We start from the raw sequence: 7,623 nt of genomic DNA, 5'->3' as shown, positions 1-7,623 counted from the left end.
GCCAATGGCAAACGAGACGGAGAAGAAGCCCACGCTCTCTCGCGAGGAGAAGCTCGCGCTGCTGGCCAAGCGGCTGGAGAAGACGAACCGGCCCGCGTTGCCCCTGTCATTCTCGCAACAGCGGTTGTGGTTCCTGGAGCAGCTCTCTCCAGGGCTCAAGGCCTACAACATCCCGTTGTCGGTGCGCATCTCGGGCGAGCTGGACGTGAGCGCGCTGGAGCGGAGCTTCGGTGAGCTGGTGCGTCGGCACGAGGTGCTGCGCACGACGTTCCGCACAGGCCCAACGGGGCCCTCGCAGGTCGTGGGGCCGGTGGCTCCCTTCCCACTCCCGGTGGTGGACCTGGGAGACGTGCCCGAGGCGGCGCGTGAGGAGCATGCGAAGCGGCGCGCGAGCGAGGAGGTGCAGCGGCCCTTCGAGCTCACCCGCGGGCCCCTGATGCGCGGGCTGCTCTTGCGGCTGGGCGAGCGGGAGCACGTCCTGGTGGTGGTGATGCACCATGTTGTCTCGGACGGGTGGTCGCTGGGCGTGCTGGTGCGCGAGCTGGTGACGCTCTACGGGGCCTTCACCGCGGGTCGGCCCTCGCCACTGCCCGAGCTGCCGTTGCAGTACGCGGACTTCGCTGCCTGGCAGCGGCGCCAGCTCGAGGGCGCAGTGCTGGAGGAGCAGCTCGGGTATTGGCGGAAGCAGCTCGCGGGCGCCCCTCGTGCGCTGGAGCTGCCCACGGACAAGCCTCGTCCGGCGGTGCAGCGCTACGAGGGCGCGGTGGTCCGGTGCCGGTTGCCGAGGGCCCTGTCTGAGAAGGTGAAGACGTTCGCTCGGGCCGAAGGCGCCACGCCCTTCATGGTGCTGCTGGCGGGCTTCCATGCGGTGCTGCACCGCTACTCGGGGCAGGAGGACGTGAGTGTGGGAACGCCTGTGGCCGGGCGGAGCCGCGCGGACCTCGAGGGGTTGATCGGCTTCTTCGTCAATACGCTGGTGATGCGGGCGAGACTGACGGGAGAGGTGTCCTTCCGCGAGCTGGTGGGGCGGGTGAAGGAGGCGGCCCTGGGCGCGTACGCGCACCAGGACGTGCCCTTCGAGCGCGTGGTGGAGGCGCTGCAGCCGGAGCGTGATCAGAGCCGCAGCCCGCTCTTCCAGGTGATGTTCGTGCTGCAGAACGCGCCCATGCCGGAGCTGCGCGTCGGTGGCGCGCAGTTCCGGGCCTTCGAGGTGGAGGCCGGGAGCGCGCAGTTCGACTTGAAGCTGTCGCTGGTGGAGACGCCCGAGGGCTTCGAGGGAAGTCTGGAGTACGCCACCTCGCTCTTCGAGGCGGAAACGGCGGCCCGGCTGGTGGATCACCTGGGTCGGTTGCTGGAAGGGGCACTGGCAGCGCCCGAGCGGGGAATTGGAGCGCTGGAGCTGCTGGGCGGAGAGGAACGGCGGCGGCTGGTGGAGGAGTGGAGCGGGCCGAGGATGGAGGGTGTGCCCGCAGTGCCGTATGCACGCCTCTTCGAGGAGCAGGTGCGGCGGACGCCGGACGCGGTGGCGCTGTGCTTCGAGGACACGCGGCTTACTTACGCGGAGGTGAACCGACGGGCCAATCGGCTGGCGCATCACTTGCGGGGGCTCGGGGTGGGGCCCGAGGTGCGGGTGGGCGTGTGCGCGGAGCGCTCGGTGGAGATGGTGGTGGCGCTGCTGGGCGTGCTGAAGGCCGGAGGCGCCTACGTGCCGTTGGATCCGGAGTACCCGGAGGAGCGGCTGCGCTTCATGGTGGAGGATGCGCGGTGCCCGGTAGTGCTGGTGCAGCGGGCGGTGGAGGCTCGGCTGCCGGAGTCGAGCGGCACGAAGGTGGTGTTGGACGGCAGGTGGGAGGCGCTCGGGGAGCACGAGGACGACGTCGGGGTGGAGGTGGCGGGAGACGGGTTGGCGTACGTCATCTTCACGTCGGGCTCCACGGGCAGGCCCAAGGGAGCAATGAACACCCAGCGGGGCATGGTGAACCGGCTGGAGTGGATGCAACGGGCGTACGGGCTGGGGCCCGGGGACGTGGTGCTGCAGAAGACGCCCTTTAGCTTCGACGTATCGGTGTGGGAGTTCTTCTGGCCTCTGATGGTGGGAGCGCGGCTGGTGGTGGCTCGGCCGGGAGGACACCGGGACGGCACCTACCTGGCGAAGCTCATCCAGGACGAGGGCGTGACGGCGCTGCACTTCGTGCCGTCGATGATGGAGGTATTCCTGGAGGAGACGCTGGACGGTTGCCGCTGCATGCGGAAGGTGTTCAGCAGCGGAGAGGCACTGCCCGGGGCGCTGGTGAAGCGCTTCCAGCAAAAGCTGCCGTGGGCCGAGCTGCACAACCTCTACGGGCCGACGGAAGCCGCAGTGGACGTAACGTACTTCGCGTGCACGCCGGACTGGGATGGGGCTTCGGTGCCCATCGGCAAGCCGATCGGCAACCTGAAGCTGTACGTGCTGGACGGGCGCCTGGATCCGGTGCCGGTGGGCGTGCAGGGTGAGCTGTACATCGGGGGAGTCGGACTCGGGCGGGGCTACCTGCACCGGGCGGACCTGACGGCCGAGCGTTTTGTTCCGAGCCCCTTTGGTGGCGGAGAGCGGCTGTACCGGACGGGGGACGTGGCGCGGTGGATGCGGGACGGAGAGCTCGAGTACCTGGGCCGGGCCGACTTCCAGGTGAAGCTGCGCGGCTTCCGCATCGAGCTGGGCGAGCTGGAGGCGGTGGCTCGGCGGCACGAGACGGTGCGCGAGGCCGTGGCGGTGGTGCGAGAGGCGGGGACGGGGGAGAAGCGGCTGGTGGCGTACCTGACGCCGAGGACGGGTCAGCATGTCGACGTGGCGGGCGTGCGGGCGCTGCTGGCTCGCGAGCTGCCTGAGTACATGGTGCCGTCTGCCTTCGTGGCGCTGGAGGCGCTGCCGCTGCTGCCGAGTGGCAAGGTGGATCGCAAGGCGCTGCCGGCGCCGGTGCTCGAGCGGCCGGCGGAGCGGTGGACGGCTCCGCGGACGCCGGTGGAGGAAGTGCTGGCGGGGCTGTGGAGCGAGCTGCTGCAGGTCCAGCGCGTGGGCGTGGATGAGAGCTTCTTTGCACTCGGTGGCCACTCGTTGCTGGCGATGCAGCTGGTGGCGCGGCTGAGGAGCGCGCTGCAGGTGGAGCTGCCGTTGCGGGAGGTATTCGAAGCCCCGACGGTGGCGGGACTGGCCGAGCGGGTGCAACGGGCGCTGGCCGTGGCTGCAGGGGCCGCGCAGGTGCCGCCGTTGAGGCGAGTGCCTCGCGGGGGCTCGCTGCCGCTCTCGTTTGCGCAGGAGCGGCTGTGGCTGCTGGATCAGCTCGAGGGGGATAGCGCGGCCTATCACATGGCCTTGGCGGTGGAGCTGACGGGGCCTCTGGACGTGGTGGCCCTGGAGCGGAGCCTGCATGAGCTGGCGCGTCGTCACGAAGCGCTGCGGACCCGATTCGTCGAGAGTGGCGGGACGCCGATCCAGCTTATCGAGGAGTCGGCGGGGCTGCCGTTGGTGGTGGAGAGCCTGGAGGCAGAGGCAGAGCTCGGGCGCGAGGCGGCGGTGCGCCAGCGCATCCAGCGTGAGATGCAGAAGCCGTTCGATCTGGCGGCGGGTTCGCTGTCGCGGGCGACCCTGCTGAAGTTGGAGCCAGAGCGGCACGTGCTGCTGCTGGTGGTGCACCACATCCTGTCGGACGGCTGGTCCATGGGAGTGCTGGCGCGCGAGGTGGTGGCGCTGTACGCGGCCTTCACGCAGGGTCGGTCGTCACCGTTGCCGGAGTTGCCTCTGGGCTACGGGGACTACGCGGTGTGGCAGCGAGAGTGGCTGCGTGGCGAGGTGCTGGAGTCGCAGCTCGCCTGGTGGCGGAAGCAGCTCGAGGGGGTTCCGCATGTGCTGGAGTTGCCGGCGGATCGGCCCAGGCGCATGGCGGGGGCGGGACGAGCGGAGCAGCGGATGGTGCTGCTGCCCGCGCGGCTGGTGGAGCGGCTGGATGCACTGGCGCGCGGCGAGGGCGCCACGCTCTTCATGGCGGTACTGGCCGGCGTGCAGGCGCTGCTGTCGAGGTACAGCGGACAGAAGGATCTGCTGCTCGGGATGCCGTTTGCCAACCGCAACCAGGTGGAGACGGAGGGCTTGATTGGCCTGTTCTTCGAGCCGCTGGTGCTGCGTGCGGACCTGTCGGGGCGGCCGGGCTTCCGCGAGCTGCTGAGGCGGGCGAAGAAGGGGATGCTGGAGGCCTTCGCGCATCCGCACGTGCCCTTCGAGCCGTTGCTGAAGGCGCTCGGGGTGCGGAGGGACCTGACGAGGGCGCCGCTGTTCCAGGTGCTCTTCGCGCAGGTGGAGGCGCTGCCAGAGGTCGAGGCGGTGCCGGGGCTCGGCGTGAAGATGCTCGAGGCGGAGCAGGCGAGCACGGAGCTGGACCTGACGGTGATGCTGGCGCGGCTCGCCCACGGCGTCACGTTGGGGGCGCTGTACAACGCGGAGCTGTACGACGCGGAGCGCATCGAGCGGATGCTGGAGCAGTTGCAGGTGCTGCTCGAGTCGGCGGTGGAAGCACCGGACAGGGCGGTGGAGACGCTGCCGCTGCTGAAGGAGGCAGAGCGCAACCGGCTGCTGGTGGAGTGGAACGGAGGGAGAGGGGAGCTGCCAGGGGAGACGTGCGTCCACACGCTGTTCGAGGAGCAGGTGGCGAGGACGCCGGAAGCGGTGGCGGTGAAGGAAGGAAGCCGCACGGTGAGTTACCGGGAGCTCGACACCCGGGCTGCGAGACTGGCGTACCACTTGAGGGAGCAGGGGGTTGGACCCGAGGTGAGGGTGGGCGTGTGCGTGGAGCGCTCGGTGGAGATGGTGGTGGCGCTGCTGGGAGTGCTGAAGGCGGGAGGAGCGTACGTGCCGCTGGATGCGGAGTACCCGGTGGAGCGGCTGCGCTTCATGCTGGAGGACAGCGGGGCGAAGGTGGTGGTGGCGAGAGGAGCGCTGAGGGAGAGGCTAGGAGAGGCACCGGGACGGGTGTGGCTGGAGGTGGAAGAGGCGTCGAGGCCGGTGGAGGGAGCACCTGAGCTGAAGGTGAAGGTGCCGGCGGAGGCAGGGGCGTACGTGCTGTACACGTCGGGGTCGACGGGGAAGCCAAAGGGAGTGGTGGTGCAACACCGCTCGTTGGTGAACTTCGTGAGAGCGGCGTGGGACGCGTTCCCGGTGGAGCCAGGGGACAGGGTGCTGCAGTTCGCGTCGGTGAGCTGGGACACGAGCGCGGAGGAGGTTTACCCGTGCCTGACAAGGGGCGGGACGCTGGTGCTGCGCACGCCGGAGATGCTGGATGTGCCGGAGGCATTCCTGGAGAAGTGCGAGGCGGCGGGAGTGACGCAGCTGAACCTGCCGACGGCTTTTTGGCACGAGGTGGTGGCGAGCCTGGAGGAGGGGAAGGGGAAGCTGCCGGCAGGGCTGAAGTGGGTGGTGATTGGGGGGGAGAGGGCGGTGCCGGAGCGAGTGGCGCAGTGGAGGCGGCGAGTAGGCAATGCGGTGCCGCTGCTCAACACGTACGGGTTGACGGAGGTGACAGCGGTAGCGACGGCGGTGGAGCTGACGACGTCGCAGCCAGAGGAGGCAGGGCGGGAGGTGGCCATTGGGAGGCCGCTGAAGAACGTAAGGGTGTACGTGCTGGACGGGGAGATGGAGGTGGTGCCGGAGGGGGTGGTGGGAGAGCTGTACGTGGGAGGAGAGGGACTGGCGAGGGGCTACCTGGGCAGGGCGGAGCTGACGGCGGAGAGGTTTGTGCCGAGCCCGTTTGGGGAGGGAGAGAGGCTGTACCGGACGGGGGACAGGGCGAGGTGGAGGAAGGACGGGAGCCTGGAGTACCTGGGGAGAGGGGACGAGCAGGTAAAGGTGCGGGGGCACCGCATTGAGTTGGGGGAGGTGGAGGCGGGGCTGTTGGGGCAGCCGGGAGTGAGGGAGGCCCTGGTGGTGGTGAGGGAGGACGTGCCCGGGGACAAGAGGCTGGTGGCGTACGCGGTGGCGAAGGACGGGCAGGTGCTGGAGGGCGCTGAGGTGCGCGCAGCACTGGGGCGGAAGCTGCCGGCGTACCTGGTGCCGCAGGCGGTGGTGGTGCTGGAGCAGTTGCCGTTGCAGCCGAACGGGAAGGTGGACCGCAAGGGGCTGCCGGCGCCGGAGCAGGCGGGGAGTGTGCAGCGGGAGTACGTGGCACCGCGCACGCCGCTGGAGGAGAAGCTGGCGGGCTTCTGGGCGGAGGTGCTGCGCCTGGAGAAGGTGGGCCTGCACGACAACTTCTTCGATGCGGGCGGGCACTCGCTGCTGGCGATGCAACTCGTCGCTCGCGTGCGTGAGGCGTTCCGCGTGGAGCTGCCTCTGAGGAGTGTCTTCGAGGCGCCCACTGTGGAGTTGTTGGCGGAGCGCTTGGGGCGGCTGGTCGCCAATGCTGGAACCGCGAAGGCTCCGCCATTGAAGCGGGGCTCGCGGGAGCGGGCGTTGCCGCTGTCATTCGCGCAGCAGCGGCTGTGGTTCTTGGAGCAGCTCTCGCCGGGGAATACGTCTTACAACCTTTGGGCGCCCGTGCGGGTGACGGGGTCTCTGGACGTGGGGGCGCTGGAGCGGAGCTTCGAGGAACTGGTGCGCCGGCACGAGTCGCTTCGCACGACGTTCCGCCAGGAGGGTGGATCGGCGGTGCAGGTCATCTCGCTCGAGGTCCGCTCAACGCTGGAGTGGATTGATCTCCAGGAGGTGCCGGAGGCAGGACGGCAGGCCGAGGTCAGACGGAGAGCCGAGGCGGAAGCACAGCGCTCGTTCGATCTGGTGCATGGCCCGCTGCTGAGGACGAAGCTGTTGAAGCTGGGGGAGAGGGAGCACGTGCTGGTGCTGGTGATGCACCACATCGTGTCGGACGGCTGGTCGCTGGATGTTCTCGTGCGAGAGGTGGCGACGCTTTACGAGGCCTTCTCGCAGGGCAAGCCATCGCCGTTGCCGGAACTGCCGGTGCAGTACGCGGACTACGCCGTGTGGCAGCAGGACTGGCTGCGCGGCGAAGTACTGGGGGCGCAGCTCGCGTATTGGCGCAAGCAATTGGAAGGAGCGCCGCCCGCGTTGGAGCTGCCGACGGACAAGCCTCGTCCGGCGGTGCAGACGTCTCGGGGCGAGAGCCGGCACGAGGTGTGGCCGAAGGAACTGTGGAGGGAGGTAGAGGGGCTCGGTCGGAGAGAGGGCGCGACACCGTTCATGGTGTTGCTGGCGGCGTTCCAGACGGTGCTGTCGAAGTACTCGGGCCAGGACGACGTGAGCGTTGGCTCACCCATCGCGGGCCGGACACACGCGCAGACGGAGGGGCTGATCGGCTTCTTCGTGAACACGCTGGTGATGAGGACGAAGCTGTCGAGGGAGCAGAGCTTCCGGGAGCTGCTGGGACAGGTGCGAGAGGTGACGCTAGGGGCATACGCGCACCAGGACGTGCCGTTCGAGAAGCTGGTGGAAGAGCTGCGGCCAGAGCGGGACATGAGCCGCAGTCCGCTCTTCCAAGTGACGCTGACGCTGCAGAACACGCCGATGACGGAAGTGCGGCTGCAGGGGCTGACGCTCAAGGGAGTGGAGGCGGAGGAGAAGACGTCGAAGTTCGACCTGTCACT

1 protein-coding gene (cut by a window edge) is annotated in these 7,623 nt (G+C 69.2%); it reads left to right on the top strand.

Features of this window, described 5'->3' with window-relative positions:
* Positions 1–4: 4 nt before the first annotated feature.
* Positions 5–7,623: the beginning of a non-ribosomal peptide synthase/polyketide synthase gene (locus OV287_RS28845; protein ID WP_444546333.1), read on the top strand. 16,279 nt of this gene lie beyond the right edge of the window; the window shows 7,619 of its 23,898 coding nt (coding positions 1–7,619); its start codon is at positions 5–7; its stop codon lies beyond the right edge, outside the window.

The sequence above is a fragment of the Archangium lansingense genome (assembly GCF_026626635.1).
GTDB classification, from domain to species: Bacteria; Myxococcota; Myxococcia; order Myxococcales; family Myxococcaceae; genus Archangium; species Archangium lansingense.
Note: the sequence above shows the minus strand (reverse complement) of the source record. Positions and strands in the feature narration are given on the sequence as shown.